The organism is Spirulina sp. CCY15215, from assembly GCF_016888125.1.
GTDB lineage: Bacteria > Cyanobacteriota > Cyanobacteriia > Cyanobacteriales > Spirulinaceae > CCY15215.
In genome coordinates this window covers 1-1009 of the sequence record NZ_JACSWA010000084.1, presented here as the reverse complement: position 1 = coordinate 1009, position 1009 = coordinate 1, and the positions used below count along the sequence as shown (strand labels likewise).

Sequence of the window (1009 nt, the reverse complement as noted above, 5' to 3'; positions counted from 1 at the left end):
CTCGACAGGAAAAGACAGGATCGGCAAGGACGGCGATCTGTTTGGGTGCGAGGGTACGTTTTGCCCATTGGCTGCGTTGTGCCTCGAGACTGGAAGCAGAGGAAAGGTTGATAATTTCGTGGTTGACCAGTAGGGGCGCAACGCTTGCGCCCTCTATGCTTGCGCCCTCTATGCTTGCGCCCTCTATGCTTGCGCCCTCTATGCTTGCGCCCCACGGTAAAGCAGCAAAGGGCAAGCGGTTGAGTTTCCCGTCAGCGACGATCGCCAAACGTTGATTTTTCAGCGTACCTGCAACGGGATCGAGGAGCATTTTCGCCAGTTTTGTTCCTTCGCTGAGAGGGTTGCGGTCTTCCGCTTGCAGGGCGGTGATATAGCGTTCTGTGGCGGTTTCAATGTCTTGGCGAGAGGGGAGTTCGTAGGCGGTAAACTCGGTTTTACTGACAGCAAAGAGATAGCTGCGATCGCCTCCGAGGGCGTATTCGAGGAGGAGGGTGTCATCGTCGAGGATATTTGCTTGGATTTGTTGCAGGGTGAGGGGTTGAGGATATTTTAAGTTCGCGTAGGCGGGGTTCTCGCGGCGAATTTGGGCTTCGAGGGTTTGCAAATCGTCGAGAATTGTCTCGATCTTGCTTTTGATGGCTTCGAGATCGGCGTTAGCATAACCCTGGGGGTTCTGGAGGAGTTGCACGCGCTCTTGTTCGGCGGTACTGAGTGCCTGGTTAAGGCGTTTTTCTTCAGCAAGGAGGGCGGGGGGAAGGTCGGCTTTGAGGTCGAATTGTGCTTCGGTGAGAATTTCAGTGAGGGTGCGGGCGCGGGAACTTTCGCTGGCTTGGAAGGCGCGGGCATCGTAGCCTTTATTTGGGTTATTCTGGTGCAGTTCCATCAAAAGGTCGATGTAGAACTGGTAATAGTCTTGGACGGAGGCGAAGTAGGTTTGGCGGAGTTCGGTGGTGGGGGCTTTGGTGCGGAGGTCTTCGAGGATGGCGATGGATTTTTCCATCTGGGTGAG

At 54.9% G+C, this 1009-nt stretch carries 1 protein-coding gene; it reads right to left on the bottom strand.

Annotated features, from left to right (window positions below):
• Window positions 1-1009, bottom strand: a 1009-nt coding sequence (locus JUI58_RS00365) for a CHAT domain-containing protein (RefSeq protein WP_204101771.1), incomplete at both ends; no start/stop codon positions are given.